This window comes from Chromobacterium sp. Ag138 (genome assembly GCF_055181315.1).
Genome location: NZ_JBUPWA010000001.1, coordinates 2411228 through 2428601 on the forward strand (window position 1 = coordinate 2411228; position 17374 = coordinate 2428601).

Annotated in this window: 5 protein-coding genes; 2 read left to right on the forward strand and 3 right to left on the reverse strand. The window is 63.5% G+C overall.

The genetic code is table 11. The annotated features are described in order from the left end of the window. The first annotated feature begins 29 nt into the window (after positions 1-29). The gene (locus ACY3GB_RS11065) at positions 30-833 is read left to right on the forward strand and encodes a DUF3025 domain-containing protein (protein ID WP_463088784.1); all 804 of its coding nucleotides are present in this window, start codon (positions 30-32) and stop codon (positions 831-833) included. Here the strand turns inward: ACY3GB_RS11065 and ACY3GB_RS11070 are convergent. Next, entirely contained in the window at positions 785-1993 is a 1209-nt protein-coding gene (locus ACY3GB_RS11070) for a YihY family inner membrane protein (RefSeq protein WP_463088785.1), read from the reverse strand. The genes ACY3GB_RS11065 and ACY3GB_RS11070 overlap by 49 nt on opposite strands. A 98-nt stretch (positions 1994-2091) precedes the next feature. On the opposite strand from ACY3GB_RS11070, the gene wrbA reads away from it, so the two are divergent. Further along, positions 2092-2688, forward strand: coding sequence for an NAD(P)H:quinone oxidoreductase (gene wrbA, locus ACY3GB_RS11075; RefSeq protein ID WP_231150092.1), 597 nt, complete (start codon positions 2092-2094; stop codon positions 2686-2688). A 419-nt stretch (positions 2689-3107) separates the two neighbouring features. Here the strand turns inward: wrbA and ACY3GB_RS11080 are convergent, their stop codons facing one another. Both ACY3GB_RS11080 and ACY3GB_RS11085 read right to left on the reverse strand, forming a co-directional pair. Beyond that, positions 3108-3566 carry a hypothetical protein gene (locus ACY3GB_RS11080; RefSeq protein ID WP_343480199.1) on the reverse strand — a complete coding sequence of 153 codons (459 nt, stop codon included), beginning with the start codon at positions 3564-3566 and terminating at the stop codon, positions 3108-3110. A 2-nt stretch (positions 3567-3568) separates the two neighbouring features. Next, entirely contained in the window at positions 3569-17341 is a 13773-nt protein-coding gene (locus tag ACY3GB_RS11085; RefSeq protein ID WP_463088786.1) for a LysM peptidoglycan-binding domain-containing protein, read from the reverse strand. Positions 17342-17374: the final 33 nt, after the last annotated feature.

Genomic DNA, 17374 nt, shown 5'->3' on the forward strand with positions numbered 1-17374 from the left:
CGGCTTCAACCGCTCATCCCCGCTTGACCGTGAACCGCTGGCATACCGACTACCTGCCCCATCCGCTGTACCGCCCGGCGCGGCGCGTCGTCCCCCCGCTCGCCGACTGGCCGGACCAGGCCGGCTACGACGCGCTGCTGGACCACGCCCGCGCCGCCGGCTCGCCGCTGCCGGCCGGCCTGCGCTTCGTCTGCGGACTGGAGCCGGACGGCTATTACGAGACGCACATCGGCGCCACCGGCGAAGTCCCCACCCGCGCGCAAAGCTGGCACGACTGGTTCAACGCGCTGGCCTGGTTGGCCTGGCCGCGCGCCAAGACGGCGCTGAACCGCCGCCATGTCCGCGCGATCGCGCGCGGCGAGGTGAAGCGCGGCCCGCTGCGCGACGCCGCCACCCTGTTCGACGAATGCGGCGTCATCGTGGCCGTCGCCGATCCGCGGCTGGGACAATTGCTGGACGACATGCGCTGGCGCGAGCTGTTTATCGAACGCCGCGACGACTGGGGGCGGCGCATCGCCGCCCACACGCTGGGCCATGCGCTGATGGAGACGGGGCTGGCGCCGCATCTGGGCTGGTGCGGCAAGGCGCTGATCGTGGAAGTGGAGGAGGATTTCTTCAAACTGGACAGCGACGGGCAGGCCGCCCGGCTGGACGCGGAACTGGCGGCGAGGCTGGACGACGACGCCTTCCTCGCCAGCCCGCGCGCGCTGTGTCCGCTGCCGCTCTTGGGCATCCCGGGCTGGTGGCCGGACAATGAAGACCCGGCCTTCTACGACAATGTCGATTACTTCCGGCCGACCCGCCGCGCCAAATCGGCGACCGTCACCGCCTGAAGCTGGTCGGTCAGCGGCCCCAGCAGCTCGGCCAGGGTCTGGTCCAGCGCGTCGCCGCCACTGGCGTCGCGTCGGTAGACGAAGAGCTGGAACAGATCCGACAGATTGATGGCCGACGCGCGCCGCATCAGCACCCAGGCGTCGCCGTGGCCTTTCTGCACATAGCCGCGCAGCGCCAGCCGGTCCAGCACCAGGCCCAGCTCGTCGTATCCCACCTTCACCTGCTCCCGCAGCTGGCGCGGCGTCATCGCCTCGCCGCGCTCGTGGGCGGCGTCCAGCAGCAGCAGCAGCTCCAGCGCGTCCTGAAAACGGCGGTGAGGCTCGTTGCGGCGGCGCCAGGCGCCGCCTTCCCAGTAGGACAACGCCGAGGTGAACACCGCGCCGGCCAGCACCACCAGCCACAGGCAGTACACCCACAGCAGGAAGATCGGCACGCTGGCGAAGGCGCCGTACACCAGCTGATAGCTGGCTACCTGGCCGATGTAGAAGCCGAAGCCCATCTTGGTCAGCTCCAGCAGCACCGCGGTGACCAGCGCGCCCCACACCGCGTGGCGGAAGGGCACGAAGCGATTGGGCACGATGCGGTACAACAGCGCCAGCACCAACGCGGTCAGCACGATGGTGCCGCCGGCCTCCAGCAGGCTGGCCAGCAGCGGCAGATTCTTCTCCAGCCGGGTGGCCTTGAACAGCCAGCGCCAGGACAGCAGGCTGCCGCCCAGCACCAGCGGGCCCAGCGTCAACACCGTCCAGTACACCATGCTCTGCTGCAGCCACGGCCGGCCGCGGCGCACGCTCCAGATCGCGTTGAAGGTGCGCTCGATGGTGGACATCAGCATCAGCGCGGTGACGCCCAGCATCACGATGCCGGCGGCGGTGAGCTTTTCCGCGTTGTCGGCGAACTGGCGCATGTAGACGGTGATCACCTTGCCGGCGAACTCCGGCACCAGCGTCGACAGCAGCATGATCTTGAAGCGCGCGCTGTAGTCGGAAAACACCGGAAACGCCGACAGCACCGTCAGCGCGATGGTGAACAGCGGCACCAGCGCCAGCAGCGTGGTGAAGGTCAGGCTGCCCGAGATCTGCAGCACGCGCAGGCAGCTCATGCGGCGGGCGAGGAAGCGGGCGAAACCGAAATAGGGTTCTAGGCGTTGGACTTGCATGGCGGCAAAGGTAATGCCAAAGCCGCCGCGAGGCAAGGGAGGCAAGGCGCGCCGCTTTGCCCTATCATGCGGCGATTGAACAAGAGATGGAGGTCATCATGCTAGATATCCTGGTGCTGTATTACAGCCAGCACGGCGCCACCCGCGAACTGGCCCGCCTGATCGCCCGCGGCGTGGACGGCGTCCCCGGCTGCCAGGCGCGGCTGCGCACCGTTCCCAAGGTCTCCTCGGTATGCGAGGCGGTAGAGCCGGCCATCCCCGACGGCGGCGCGCCCTATGTCGAGCGGCAGGACTTGATCGATTGCGCCGGCCTGGCGCTGGGCAGCCCCACCCGCTTCGGCAATATGGCGTCGGCGATGAAATACTTCCTGGACGGCACCAGCGGCGAATGGATGCAGGGCGCGCTGTCCGGCAAGCCGGCCTGCGTGTTCACCAGCACCTCATCGCTGCACGGCGGCCAGGAAGCCACGCTGCTGACCATGATGATCCCGCTGCTGCACCACGGCATGGTGATCGCCGGCCTGCCCTATTCCGAAGCCGCGCTGCTCGCCACCCAGACCGGCGGCACGCCATACGGCGTCAGCCATCTGGCCGGCCCGCAGAGCGACCGGCCGATCAGCGAGCATGAGAAGGCGCTGGCCTTGGCGCAGGGGAAGCGGTTGGCTGAGTTGGCGGTGAAGTTGGCCGCGGGGTGACGTCGGCGTCAAGAGAAAGGCAGTCACGCTCTTCATACTTGAGCGTCAGCGCCACTCGATAAACGGACAAGGGGCTGCGCGGCCAGCCGCTTGCCTGCCCGGCAGACAGCTCCGCTGTGAAAACCGTCCCTGCAAAGCAGATACAACTTATGATTCACGGTAAGCATTGGGCTGCGCAAGCTTAGCCCAACTTACGGGCCGCCAGCTTCATTAGGTTCAAATGGGCGACCGCTGTATGGCCCACGCGCGCCAAATACTCCCTGATTTACAGCACTGCTTGGAACGATAAGAGGCGCATTCCTAATTGGAATGCGCCAATTCTCGATACCAAGCTACGACCACGACCAGGCCGAGGCCGCCCACTCAAAACCCAAGCATGGCTTCCTATCAGCCCCCCTGCGCCTGGCTTATCGTAAATATTACATCCGGCAAATTATTGTGCAATCCTGGTCGGAATTGTACCGCGCAGCAAAGCCTTGGACTTCAACCTCTTCGCATCTAAAGGGAATCGTCAATTCAACAAGGGATTTTATTTCAAAGAAAACAAAATCAACCAACAAGGATATATCACGAACGATTCTATCATGCGAAGAGTCCACTCCTAAATACTCCATGAGGCTGGCTTTGCTTTTCTCACAATCTAGATGAGCCCCAAAGTGTGGCGGAACGGGACTCATCCTCCCCGTTCCAATCCTGACGTAATTTAGCTCTTTCATGCGTGCAACAACGGACTCTGCGTCTTGCCTAGATAAACGCTGTGCAGCAATAGGATTGAAATGCCCACCAGAGACAATCTCTGAGTGCTCTACTTCGCAGAGGCTCACTTTGAGCGAATCCCAAAGCGAATTTAATTTACTTGGATCGACCGGAAGAAACATTCTCACTCCCTCCCAAATGGATTGGGATTGTACTTGCCGCCATATGGGCGCTGATAGTATGTATCTACGATGTAGTTCCGTTCTCGCAGATAATTTTCGGTCAGTGTTCGACGAGCACTTGTATCACCCAGCTCTCTAGCGAAACGAATCTCGCTAAGATACTGACTTCGCTCAGTTGCCACAATCAACTCAGGACTCTTGAAGTATTCAATGTATCGTGGGTAGCCAAGCGCCTGATGATCCAAAAAATGACCATACTCATGCCTTAACGCAGATATAGAGAAATCTTCAGGGAGAAGTATTTCATTTCCAACATTGCCACCACCTGAATTTGGCGAGAAGGAAATTGCCTTTTCTCCATACTTAACATTGACCTGATTTCTCTGAAGGTCTGCCATGATGGATTGGTACTCTTCTGGATGCGTTAGCTTGGCATGACCTAATGTGTCGAATAACGGATCTGCTTGCGAGTTGAAGCGTATGTTGCTTGGAACCTCACGCCCAGCCACGCGCGCATCATCCCACGGATTGGCGACGCCGCGTATCCCTCTCGCCCCCTCAAACCCCAACGCGCCAAAGACAATATTACTACCACCTTCCAACCACTCGCCATCTGCCGCTTGCGCCAAGCCATAACCGGTTTGCCTTGCCGCCGCCAACATGCTGGCACCACGATAAACGGCACCAACCCCGCCCGTAGCAAACATCAGGGCGGGAGACGCCACTTCCGCATTCGCCCGGTGACGTTCCAGTATGGCTTGCTCCCGCCAATTGCCATCTCTCATCACCGGAGTTGCCTTAATTTGGGCGATCTCGGCCATCAGATCATCGGCCAAGCGGCTAGTTTGACTCCCTCCTCGGCCAAATCCCATGCTGAATCCAAATTCCCTCAGCTTGGCAGCGCCTGCTTCTGCATCAGCCAGTCCCTCTGCATCCCCCACCAATTTGAGCCAGGATTGCTTTTTGTCCAACTCTCTGGCTCTGGCCAGTATTTGTTGACGCTCCTGCGCGCTGGAAGCGCGTTTCAGCGCCGCGATTACTTGGTCCACCTGCCGGTGGGTCAGGTAATTGTTCTCGGTGGCGTTCTGCCCCGCATCGCCCGCGGCGAAGACATCTCCGCCAAAAGCTTGCGCCGCCGCCGCGCCGGCCAACCGGCTCAACTGCGGCAGAATCCGCTGCCGCGCGCCGTCGTCCATGCCCAGCGACTCGTCCAGCCACGGCGCGGCCATCGAGGCGACGCCGGCGCCAGTCGCCGCGGCCAGCGCGTCGCGGCCTTGCCATTCGGCGCCGACCGCGCCTACCGCCATATGGGCCAGCATGCGCTTGTAGCCGCCCTCTCCCCAGCTGTCTTCCGACTGCTGGCTGCCGTAGTCGCCCACCGCGCGCGCGCCGCTTTGCAGGAAGGCGTGGCCCCAGGCCGCGCGGCCGCGCTCGCCGCCGGCGAAGTCCGCCGCAGCCGATTGCAGGAAGTTGCCCGGCATGCCAGCCAGCGTCTGGGACAGGTCTTTGGATACTCCCATGCCGTCGGTCATGCTCTGCATGTTCTGGCGCAGGTCGTCGCCCCAGCCCGATCTGCCGAACGCCACCGCCATCTCACTGGCGGCGATGGCGCTCCAACTGAACGACTTTTGCTGGCCCGTAACCATCGCCACGCCCTGCATCGCGGCGTTGTTGACCGCTACCTGGACATACGGCGCCGCCGAGCCGAAGGTATTGGACAAGGCGCCGGCCATCGCGCCGCTCTGCACCACCGTGCCAACGCCGGCGCTTAGGCCGGAACTCAGCGCGGAAGCGCCCACCTGGCTCCAGGAGAATTGATCCTGCATGCCCATGGCCATCGCCGCGCCTTGCCCGGCGACGGAGCCGGCCGCGCCGCCCACCGCCGCCGCCAGCATGGTGCCGGCTACGCCTATGGTCGAGGTGCCGCTCAGCACGGCGGCGCCCGCAGAGAAGATGGTGCCGCTGGCCCCCATCGCCACCGCCATCGCGCCTGCCGTCACCACCACCGCGATCACGGCCACCACGATCACCAGCACCATGCCCAGGCCGCCGCAGCGGCCGCCTCCGCCATGCGAAGCCGGAGGCGGCGGCGGCGGGGGCGCGTCGGGCAAGGTTGGCGAGGTGTCGCCCATCGCCTCGCCCGGGTTGTAGACCCGGAAGGTGCTGCTGTTGTTGTGGATGTTGGTGACCTTGTTGGGCACCGTCAGTTGCTGGCCAGGCTTGAGCGCTTCGGCGCCGGACAAGCCGTTGGCGTCGGCCAACAGGTACCACATCGCGCCATCGCCCCACAGCTCGCTGGCGATGCTCCTGAGCGTGTCGCCGCTGCGAACCGTGTAGCGGCTCGGCACCGTGCCCGGATAATTGGGGCCGATGGGCTGGTAGTTCTGGTCGAAGTCGGCGGACGAAATCGGCTTCCAGTCGCGGTACTGGTCCTTGCGGCTGGCGGTGCTGCGCAACGCGAGCGCCATCGCGTAGTCGACATTGCTTTCGTTATCGCTGCCGTCATTGCCGACATCGCCCACCCGCTTGCCGTCCAGGTAGTAATACATGTGCTGCTTGTTGATCAGCGGCGCCCGCCCGGTGCTGGCCGACACCTCGTCGCGCAGCAGGATCAGCCCCTGCGCGTTGCTGACATAGTGGAAGCCTCGCTTGCCTTCTTCGTCGCGGGCCTCATTCAGGTGGCCGTTGACGTCGTACACATAGTGCGAGGTGCCTTGCTTCCAGCCCGGCGCGTTCTTGTTGTACGGCTGCGCGGTCAACGTAGACTGCTTGGCCTCGTCCCACCATTCATAGCTGTAATAGGTGTTGACGATGGTGCCGCCGTCCACTTCCGTGCTGTGGTCCACGGTGCCGTCGGCCATCAAACTGTTGGTGATGTGCTTGCTGCCGGAAACCTGGTCCAACAGTTTGCCGTCGGCGTCGTAGGTGGAGGCATTGCGCAGGCTTTCGGTCTTGCCGTCGGACTTGTACTCGACATAGCCCGTGGCGCGGCCAAGCATGTCGTTCACCCGATGCGCGGCCAGCGCGCCGTTGATCGTCGTATCCTCCAGATAGCCGTCCGCGGTATAGCTGTACTGTTCCCTGTGGCCGTCGCGGAAATAGGTTGCCGTCACGCGCTCGCCGGCTACGTTGTAAGTCAGCTCGGCCGCGCCCTTGTTATTGACCGCCTTGATCGTTCCCTTGCCGCGCTCCCCTACCAGAACGCCCATGGTCACGACGAAGCGGTTCATCGAGTCATAACGATACCAGTTGTCCTGACCGCTCATCTGACCGTTGGCGCCGTCGTGATAATAGGCAACCACCCTGCGCTTGTTGCCCACCGCATCGTATTCGTACGTGGTTTGGAACTTGGGATCGATGATGCTCGTCATCCGGTTCCGTCCGTCGTAAGTGATGTCTGCGTATTGGTAATAGGTCCGATGCGTGGCCGACAGCGTCGTATAGCCCTCGAAGGTCTTGTTGCCGTCCGCGTCATACTCATACAGCGAATAGCTGTCCAGCGCGCGGTCGGAAATGCTCTTCAGATAGCCATTGCCATAGTATTCGTAAACGATGTCCTGCCCGGTGTCGCCGCTGTTCTGCGCAGTGATCTGGCCGGTATAGCTGTACCGGTAATGGAAGGTATGGTTGCCCAGATCCACGTGGCGCACCTTGTGCCCATACAGATCGGCATCGTCGATCTGGCTGCGGCCATTGGCGTCCGTCACGGTAGTCCGCCACCCGCCCACAACTGCGCCGCCCGCGCCCAGAATGCCGGCATCCCAGGCATAGCTGGTACGGGTATTGCGCCCCGCGGCGGAGACCACCGAGATTACCCTCCCCAGGCTGTCGTAATAGGTCCGGTCGCGCCAGATAGTTTTGCCGTCCGTGGCGCTATGGGCAACACGCTGTCCCGCCGAGTCATACTCATAGGCATCCCAGCCGCGGGCGCCGTCCACACGCTGCGGCCGATCGATGCGGACCAGCCGGTTCATCGCGTCATAGCTGTAATCGGTGCGACGGCCGACCTCATCCACCACGTAGCGGGCATTGCCGAAAACATCATAGCCAGTGCGCTTGCGGCCGCTATCGACATGGAATTCCACCGAGGTCTTGGCATTGTTTCCCACACTGCCAGCCAAGATCTGCTGCGTATTCGTGGCGAAATTGCCATCCTGTACGCCCACCTGATTGCCCATCGCGTCGTAGTAGTAATGGGTATTGGCGCGTACCCCATACTGATAGCCATTCTCCGCGGTGGCGCTGGTTGCCGCGTCTAGCTTGTTCAGCAGCTTGCCCTGCACGGAGTAACTGAAGTCGGTGGCGTTGCCGCGGCCATCCACCTCCTGCACCACTTCGCCGAAGGCGTTGTACGACTGCTGGCGGTGGATGGTTCGACTGGAGTCGGCAATGCCGGTGATCACCCATTTGAGCTGGCCATCCGGCACATCGGCGCCCAGGCTCAGGATGCCCGAAACCGTGATCGGGTTTTCGGCCGGGGTTTTCAGTACCACGCCCCGATCATCCTGCAGATTGTAGAAATACTCGTATTGCTGCACTCCGCCGCCTTGCGTCAATGCCGTGGCATCGAAGTGGAAGCTGCCGTCGCTGCCTTTCTGAACGGTGGCTTGCTGATAGCCGCCGGCGCTTCCCGCCGGCCGATACTGCAGGACCAGCTTGGCAGAGTTGGCCGGCACCGCCGAGAAAGTCACCATCTGGTTCTTGGTGAAACTGAGCACCCGGCGATCCGCGCCCAGCCGGAACACTCCCTGGCCGCCATCCACCATCTGGCCGGCAGAATCGCGCAACACGAACTGGAACTCGTAATCCTGGCTGCCGGTAGCCGGCGCCTGCGCGGAGCCGTCCCAATAGAGCTCGCCCGGGCTCCCCACCATCGGCGCCTCGGTAAACGCGCCGGTACTGCCCGCAGAGCGGAAACGCATCACGCCGCTGACCGCTCCCGACAACAACCTCTGCACATGGACGTTTTGCGGCAAGGCCGAATAATCGACCGGCTGCGTCACGCTGTTGGCATCGCCGACGGTGAAGCGACCGGTCACTTTGCGCATGGAGTTGCCGTTCTTGTCCTTGGACTCCAGCAAATACTCGTACGGCTGGCCCTGCGCCAGCGACGCGTAATAGGGCATGACTTCAAACCAGCCGCTGCTTTGCCCCAGCATGTTGTTGATGCCAAGCTGCTTCGGCGCGGACCAGGCGCCGCCCGGCGAGCGGAACGCTATCGTCGCCTGCGTGGCGTCCCCGCCCTGACCCAGTATCTCAAGATAGCCAGAGCTCGCCATCAAGGCCTGCCCGCCGCTGCCCGCATCCAGCTTGCCCGCCTGGAAGGAAGAGCCGCCGCTTCCCAGCGTCAAGATGCCCTGCTGGCTATTGACAACATTATTCTTGCTGTCCAGCGCCAGATAGCGCATTTCGTAACGGCCTTGCGTCATCTTGCTGTAATCAAAGGCGAACCAGCCCGGTGTGGAGGCAAGGTTGGCTATTTGCGCCGGCGAGTTGGGTACGGCATAGGCCCAAAACAGCGAAGGGACATCTTGGAAGGTCCAGCCTACATTGGCGCCCGCGGGACGGGTCATCATCACCATGCGATTGGTGTTGTTAGGCTGTCCCTCGAAATGGATCATGTCGCAGGTGTGGACGGACTGGACGCCGGTGGCGTTGAATATGACGTCCTTCATCGGATAGGACGCCACCGGGATATCCAGCAGCCCCACTTGCTTGGTTACCACGACGGAGATGTTCAGCTTGGATGTGAACGCGAATAAAGGCGACTCCAGCGTGATGCGGTTAGTCAGCATATCGTCGGGCAGATGAATGCGGAAACCGTTGCCGTCCCATTGCTCGAATACGCGGTCAAGCTGGAAATGCTGGCTGAGAGCTTCGTTGTTCGGCGCGTAGTTGGCCTGGGTGGTGGCGACCTTGTCTACCTTGATCGACACCTTGTACTTGCCATTGCCCAACTCCATCGCTGCCGGCGCGCGCACGATGAAATCCAAACCATGGATGGTGGTATCGGTCACCTGATTGCCATTGCTCACCCAGCGGTTGACCGTACCCTGGCCGAAGCTGAAGTCCATCGTTCCCCGTCCGCCATGGCTGGGCACCACGTCGCCGCTGGCGATCGGCCCGCCAGGATTGGCGCCCTGGCTGTCCGAGCCGACGCTGACCACGCCGCCGCCGACCGGCGAGATATCCTGCCAGCGCCGCACCGAAACCTGGTCGCGCGCGTTCGCCATCTTAGGCTGGTAAGTGCCGATGGACTGATTGCGCTTGTCGTATTCGTTGATCGTCGGACTGAGGCTCGCATCGCTCAGCATGCCTTGCAGCTGGTCCTGGCTCAGCGCCCTCAGATCCACAGAAGCTGACTCGAGCGACAGCGTCGCATTGCCGTTGGCATCGTAGAAATAGACCTTGGTCGCGCCATTGCCGCTATTGGTCTTGATTGCCCTGCCGGCGCCGTCGTACTCGGAAAACTCTTGCCATGGGCCTGACAGGTCGGCGCTGGTGCGCTTGCCGTCGATTTGGCCATAAGCGTTGTAGCGCGTCTCGAAATGCATGCCGGACGCGACATCGAACTTGTCGATCTGGCGCCCCGCCGAATCATAGCGATAGCGTGTTTCGTCATCCGTCCGTTGACCGTCCGCGTTGAGTCTGGCGCGGCGGGTGGCCGTCACATTGCCGGTCAAGTCGTATTGGTATTCGATCGCCACGCCGGATGGGTCCGTCTGGCTAAGCAGCCTCCCTCCGATGCCGTAGCTGGACGAGGTGGCCTGGTCCGCCGCGACGCCATCGCCCTTCCGGATCAGCCGCACCACCTGGTCCAGACCGTTGTATTCGCTGTCCGTGGTCGGGCGCACCTGCACGCCGCGATAATCGGCAAAGGCAACGTCCTGATGCTCCAGCTCACGTCCCAACGCATCATAGGTCCAATTGCTGATGCCGCCGTTGGCATCGATTTTTTGCACCACCTTGCCCAGCGCGTTGTACGCGTAGTGGGTCGCCGCCGAATTGCTGGCCTCCCTGACGCTGCCGTTGCCGTTGACGGCGGCAACCAGGACATTGACCTGGACCTCATCCGTCACCCGCCCCATCACGTCGTAAGTGAATACGCGTTGGCGGTCATTGGCCTGATCGCGCTTGAGCGCCGCATACACGCTGCCCCATGTGCTGCCAGCGGAGGTAGGAGTTTGCAGCCGATTGGCGTACCGCGTTTCGACCTGCACGTTGCCGTTGCTGTCGTAATCCCAACTGGTAGCGTAGTTCTCTGCATCCACCTCCAGTGTTTTGCGTCCCGCGGCGTCGAAATAGCGATAGATGGAGTTGCCGCGCGCGTCGGTTTCTTGCACGACATTGCCGTTGGCGTCATAGAGTTTGCGCGTCACCAGATCGCCGCGGGACAGTTCGTAATTGCCGGTGGTGGCGTTGCGGACGCCTACCCATTGATTGGGGATCCGAGTTTCGATCAACCGGTTGTCGGCATCGTAACCATAGCGGGTCTCCCGAACGCGGGCCGCATCGACCGGCGCCGGCTGCGCGCTATCGGCGGATATCGCCACCGGATCGGCATACACCCGCTGCCTGACCATATTGCCGGCCGCATCGTAATCCCATAGCGTCAACGTCCCGGCGGGGTTGCGCTCGGCGCACTTGCGCCCTTGCGCGTCAAACCAAGTACGAGTGGCGTTTCCGCCCGCATCGATGGCGACGATCAGATTGCCCGCCGCGTCATACTGGCGGCGCTGAGTCGGAGAAGCCGAACCGGCGACGCCGTCCACCAATACAGGCACGCTATCCCCGACTTGGGCCACCAACCGGTCCAGCGCGTCATACTGATAAACGGTAATGCGCTGCTCAGGCAGGCCCGCAGCTTCGACCTGCCGGGTGCGGTTGCCGCGCGCATCGTATTCGTATCGCTTCACCACCGGCGCCATCTGGCCCGCGGCGTTTCGCGCCTGAACCGGCGAAGTTTCACTGATCAGCCGGCCGGTGCGGTCGTACTCATAGGTGAACTGCCCGCCGGCCTTGTTGACGTAGCGGATACGGTTGCCGAAGGCATCATAGCCGTAGCTCTCGGCGATGCCGTCGCCGCCGGCGGCCTTCAATTGCAGATTGCGGCGGTCGTACTCGGCGACGGTCACCTTGTCGCGAGTAGGGTCCGCCTGCAATGCGGGCATCTGCGAAGGTTTGCCGGAACCGTTCAACATCCGCGAATAGCGGGTGATCCGCGTCGCCTTGCCGAATGCGTTGTAAACGGTGGCAGTCGCATAACCCAATGGGTCGACCTGCAGCACCTGCTTATTGTTGCGGTCAAAATAGAACACGCCGCTGTTGCCGCGCGCATCGGTCAGCCTGACCACATTGCCGAAAGCGTCGTACTCGCTGCGGATGACATTGCCCAGCGCATCGGTCTCGGAAAGCCGATGGCCGGCGCCATCGAACGTGCGGCGCGTGACATGGCCGGCCGGATCGGTCTCGACGACCCGGTTGCCGGCGCCGTCCAGCTGATAACGGATAGTGGCGGCCAGAGGCGTGCCGTCGCCGCGGGTCTCCGCCACCCGGCGTCCCGCCGTGTCGTAGTCGTAGCGGGTGCGGCTAGCCGCGGCGCTGCCATAACCCCGCGTCTGCGCCGATAGCAAGCCGGCCGCGTCATACTCGCTGTGGACGACGTTGCCTTCTGCGTCCACGCTATCCACCAGCCTGCCAGCGCTGTCGTAACGGCTGACCGCTTTCACGTCCAGCGGACTGTCGGCAACCGCCGGCATCGCGCCGGGCTCGGGCTGCGCAGCCAGCCGATTGGCGTATCTGATCGTCTGCAACGGATCCCCGGCGGCATCGTAGCTTGTCCCGGTAACGTAACCTTCCGCGTCGATGGTGAAGATCGGCCGCCCTGCCGCGTCGTAGACCGTGCTGCCCATCTGATCGCTCGCGGGATCCCCGGCGATGGCAGCCGGGTCCGCACCCGCCGCCAATGGCTTGGCAAAACGGATGAAGCGGGTCTGGTTGCCGGCCGTGTCGTAAACATGCCGGGTCACATAGCCTTCGGCATCGACTGTGCACACTGCGCGGTTTGCCGCGTCGTAAACGGCGGATTCGGTCTGGTCCCCGGCAGACGCCGAGACCGTCGGCATCGCTCCCGCTGTAGGCGGCAGGGACGCCAAGTTGGCGTAACGCGTGGTCTGCGTCACGTTGCCGGCGGCATCGTAGCTGTACTGCGTCGCGTAACCTTGCCCGTCCATCCGGTAGCGAGCCCGGCCGTCCTTGTCGTAATACGTGGTCAACACCTGATCCGCCGGGTTGTAGCCCAACCGGTTCTGGATATCCGCAGGGCGTGGCACGGCCGGCATGCCGATCATCGCCACCGGCGTGGCGAACACGGTGGTGCGGAAGGCCCGGCCAGCCGCATCGTACTCCGTCCGCACGGCGGATCCGGCGCCGTCGATCTGGAAAACGGCCCGGTTGTCGCCATCGTAAACCGTCAGCGTCGCATTGCCGGCAGGATCGGTGCGCTTCACCATATTGCCGTTGGCGTCGTATTCGTAACGGGTGACCAGCTTCAAGCCGTCCGGATCCACCGTTTCCGTTACGCGCCGGCCCTGGTTGTCGTAGTCATAACGTGAGGTTTGGGCCGCCGCGCTGCCTGCCGCGCGGGTGACATTGAGCACATGGCCCGCTGCATCGTAGCTGTAGGTCGTGGTCAAGCGCAGGCCGTCGGCGTCGACGATCACCTGCGTCGCCTGCCCCTTCGCATCATACTGGGTCTGCGTGACGCTGCCGCTCGGATCGGTCAGCCGCATCGTCCGGCCCAAGGCGTCGTACTGGTAGCGAGTCGTCAGGCTCAATCCTGCCGGATCGAGCGTCCGGGTCAGCACCCGTCCTGCGGCGTCATAGCGGTATGCGGTGCGGATGCCGCGGGCGTCGACGGTTTCCTGCACATGTCCGGCATCGTCGTATCGGCTGGCGCTGAGGCTGCCGTCCGGCCGCGCCGTTTCCAACAGTTTGCCGTCATGGTCGTAACGGTAACGGGTGACATTGCCCCTGCCATCCTTGACCTGCACCACATCACCGAAGCGATTGCGGGTAGTCACGGTCTGCACGCCCTCCGGCGTGGTCAGCGTCAGGCTGCCCGTCGCGTCATCGTAGCTGCTGCGAGTGACGTTGCCGAAACCGTCGGTCACCGACAAAACGCGGTCAAGCGCATCATAGGCGGTGCTGCGACGGACATTCGCCGGATCCACAGTCACCACTTCGCGGCCCAGCCTGTCGTACTGGCGGGTCAGCATATTGCCCATCGCGTCGAATTGCTGCACCGGACGGCCGAAGGCATCGAACACCGAGCGGCTCAGCACCTTGGCGCCGGTGCCGTCCGAACGCTGCGTGGAGAGGCCCCTGCGGTCGTACTGGTAGCGCGTGTCCTGCGTTTTGGCCGCATCCAGCCGATCGCTGCGCGCCGCTACCTCGCCGAAGGCGTTGTACGACCGCGTGTTGACATTGCCAAGCGCGTCGGTGTCGGCCACGATCTCGCCGCGGCGCGAATAGCCGGCGGAAGTCGCGCTGTCCTGCCCCGCCGCAGCCAGGCGGGCGACTTGGTCGCCCAATGCGCCCGCCTGGCCGCCTTGCAATCCTGGCAAGGCGGCGGATGCCAGCGCGCTTGCGTAGCGGATCACCTGCGTCTGTTCGCCGAAAGCGTTGTAGCGGTACTCTGTGACCGCCCCCGCCGGATCGATGCGGTACGCGAGGCGGCCCGCTTCATCGTAATAGAACAGGGTGCGGTTGGCTCCGCCCATTCCGTCGGGTTCTACGGTTTCGATCACTCGGCCGGCGGCGTCGTAGCGGTGCCGCGCCCCCCAGCGCGCCCAAACCGCGTCGACCCGTGCCTGATCGACCGAGCCGCCCAGCGCCGCCAGCGCCTGCGCTCCCTCGCCACTCAGCTCCGCCGTCAGGCGCCCCTGGCTGTCGTAACGTTTGAGCTGGCCGCGGCTGTCGCCTCCTCCATCGCGCACGCTTTCGAGCAAGCGCCCTTCGCTGTCATAGCGATAGCTGACAACCAGGCCATCCGGCTGGCTTTCCTGGCGCGCCAGCCGGTTCAGCGCGTCGTACGTCGACAGCGTCGTCCGATCCTGAGCGGAGGCTTGCGGCCTGGCGCCGATCAAAGTCCGCGCCGCATTGGCCTTCGTCGCGTAACGGATGGACTGCGTCGCATTGCCTGCGGCATCGTATCGGGTTTCGCTCAGATAACCTTCGGCATCAATCACCCCGGCTACGCGGCCCGCCTCGTCATACAGCGTAACGATCTGCTGGTCGTTGACGTTGGCCGCCGGGCGCAGCGCGGCCAACGCGCCGGATGCCCACTGGCGGCTATCGCTCTGCGTCGCATAGCGGGTGGAACGCACCGCGTGGCCTGCGCCGTCATAGCCGATTTCCGTCAGATAACCTTCGCCATCCAAACTTCCCAGCAGCAGGCCATCCTGATCGTAGAACCGCCGGCTGACCCTGTCGTTGGCGGCATCTATCGCCGGAACGGCGCTGGGATCGTCCGCCGCTGGCTCTCTTCCCCCGGTCAGCAGCTTCGCCAGTTGGGCCGCGCTCAAGGCGTTGGCGTAGCGGATGGTATCGGTCAGCCTGCCCGCCGCGTCGTAACGCATGGCCGTCACATAGCCAAGCGCATCTATGCTCCGCGCCAAGCGGCCATCGGCGTCATACAGGCTGATTTCCTGCCTGTCATTGGCCGGGTCGGCCGCCGGCCTCAAAACATCCAGTCGCCACAGCTCGGGATCGGCCGACAACTTCGCCATATCCACCGGCGTGGCGTAGCGGATGGTCCTTACCGTTTGGTCGCTGCCGTTGTAGACGTATTCGGTCAACGCGCCGCGGACATCCAGCTCGCCCGACTTGCGTCCCAGATCGTCATACAGGAATGTGCTTGTCCGGCCGACAGGATCCGTCGCCCGCAGCAAGCGGCCGGCCGCGCCGTACTGGTAGCGGGTGGAGCCCAGCGGGCCGCTGGCATCCTGCCGCGCGACCGAAATCGCCTGGCCCGACTGGTCATAGCTGGTGATCGTGGTCAGGCCGTTGGACAACGTGACACTGTTTTGGCGGGCCGCGTCGGAATAGACCGTAGCGGCGACATTGCCCAGCGCGTCGATACTAGCCACCACCCGGTTCAAGCCATCGTAGCGATAGCTGGTGAGATTGCCGTCGCCGTCTATCTTCTGCAGCAGGTTGCCGGCCTGATCGTATGCATAACGGACGATGATCTGTTTGCCATCGGCAACGCCATTGCCTTGGGCGTCGACCGCCAGATAGCGGGTTGTCGAAGCCACCAGCCCGCGCGGATCGTAAGCGGTGTCGCTGCGCTCGATCAGACTCATGTCCTGTTTGGCCGCCCAGGCCTGGAGATCCGCCTCGGTCGCGGCGTTGCCGGGAACCACGCCGCCCTGATAGGCGATGCGGGCCGTTTCCCGGCCCTGGGCGTCATATCGGCGTTCGAGCACCCGGCCTTCCGCGCTGATGGCGAAACGCAGATGGCGGCCGCTGGCATCGTAGACGTTGCGGGCGGTTCCAGCCCCGTCGACCGTTTCGCTGAGCAGCTGGTTCTGAGCATTGTAGCGCCGGGCCACCGCATGCCCCATCGCGTCTCGGCTCAAAATGCGGTTGCCTGCGGCGTCATATTCGAAATGCGTCTTCTGGCCGCGGCCATCAATCACATCGCTGACCCGGCCATGGCTGTCGTAATTAAAGCTTTGCGAGATGCCGCCGGCGCTGACTTGCTTGAGCTGGCCCAAGCCATCGTAGTCCAGCGCCGACGTCAGCCTCGCGGCGTCGGTCACCGTGGTCCGGCGCTTCGCATCATCATAATCAAACCGCGTGGCGCGCGATGCGCCGTCCGCTCCCACATCGACGACGGTTTGAATGCGGTAAGCGCCTCCTGTCAGCGCATAGCTGAAATCCAGACGGCTGCCGTCATCCTGCTGCAGGCTGCTGATCCGGGTGCTGGTCCCGTCATAGGCATAACGGACGGTATAGATCCGCCCATCGGCGACACTGTTGTCCTCTGGAGAAAGGTCCGTCGTCACGCTGACGAGCCGGCTGGCCGCATCATAGCCGTAACGCACCCGCGTCAGCGTTTGCGTTTGCCCGCCGTTCTGGACAACGGTGCGCACTTGGGTGAAATTGCCGGCGGCATCGTAATCGACAAACATCGATTCGCCGCTGGCGTCCTCCAGACTGACGATGCGGCCCGCGCCATCATAAGCAAGCGCGATGCCTGCCCCATCCGCGCTCAACACCTGTTGCAACCGCCCTTGCGCATCGTAACGCTCGCTCGCCTGGCTCTGGCCATCGATCCAGGTCCAGCCTTGTCCATCCCAGCGCAGCGTATCGTCGGCGCTGCTGCTGTATTGCGATACATAGCTCCCGCGGGCGGCGTCATATGCGTAAAGCGTGTCGCTGCCGTCCTCGGCGATCCTATGCACCGTGCTACCCGCGGAGCCCGCCACGCCGCTCAACCCGGCTATCTGGCGGCTGTAGCCCAACCGCCAGTTGCCCGCGCCATCGCCACCTCCCTGACTGTTGTAGGTTCGCAGAAAACCCACTGGCAAACCGGCCGCCGCCAGGTATTCATCCCGGTGTTGCAATATCAGGTTGCCGTTGCTGGCATTGACTATAACCTGCTCGCCGCCCCGCCCCTGCTCCGGCGTACCCAGCTGACCGCGTCCACCCAATGCCGCTGACGAACCGTTCTGCCGTCCCAGGCCTGCACCAGCAATCACCGCAACCATATCGCGCTCCCGTTCCATCCCTGTCTACATGAC

Excerpts from the sequence above, each read along its gene's own strand:
- ACY3GB_RS11070 (WP_463088785.1), bottom strand. The coding sequence starts at position 1,993 with ATGCAAGTCCAACGCCTAGAACCCTATTTCGGTTTCGCCCGCTTCCTC.
- wrbA (WP_231150092.1), top strand. The coding sequence starts at position 2,092 with ATGCTAGATATCCTGGTGCTGTATTACAGCCAGCACGGCGCCACCCGC.
- ACY3GB_RS11080 (WP_343480199.1), bottom strand. The coding sequence starts at position 3,566 with ATGTTTCTTCCGGTCGATCCAAGTAAATTAAATTCGCTTTGGGATTCG.
- ACY3GB_RS11085 (WP_463088786.1), bottom strand. The coding sequence starts at position 17,341 with ATGGTTGCGGTGATTGCTGGTGCAGGCCTGGGACGGCAGAACGGTTCG.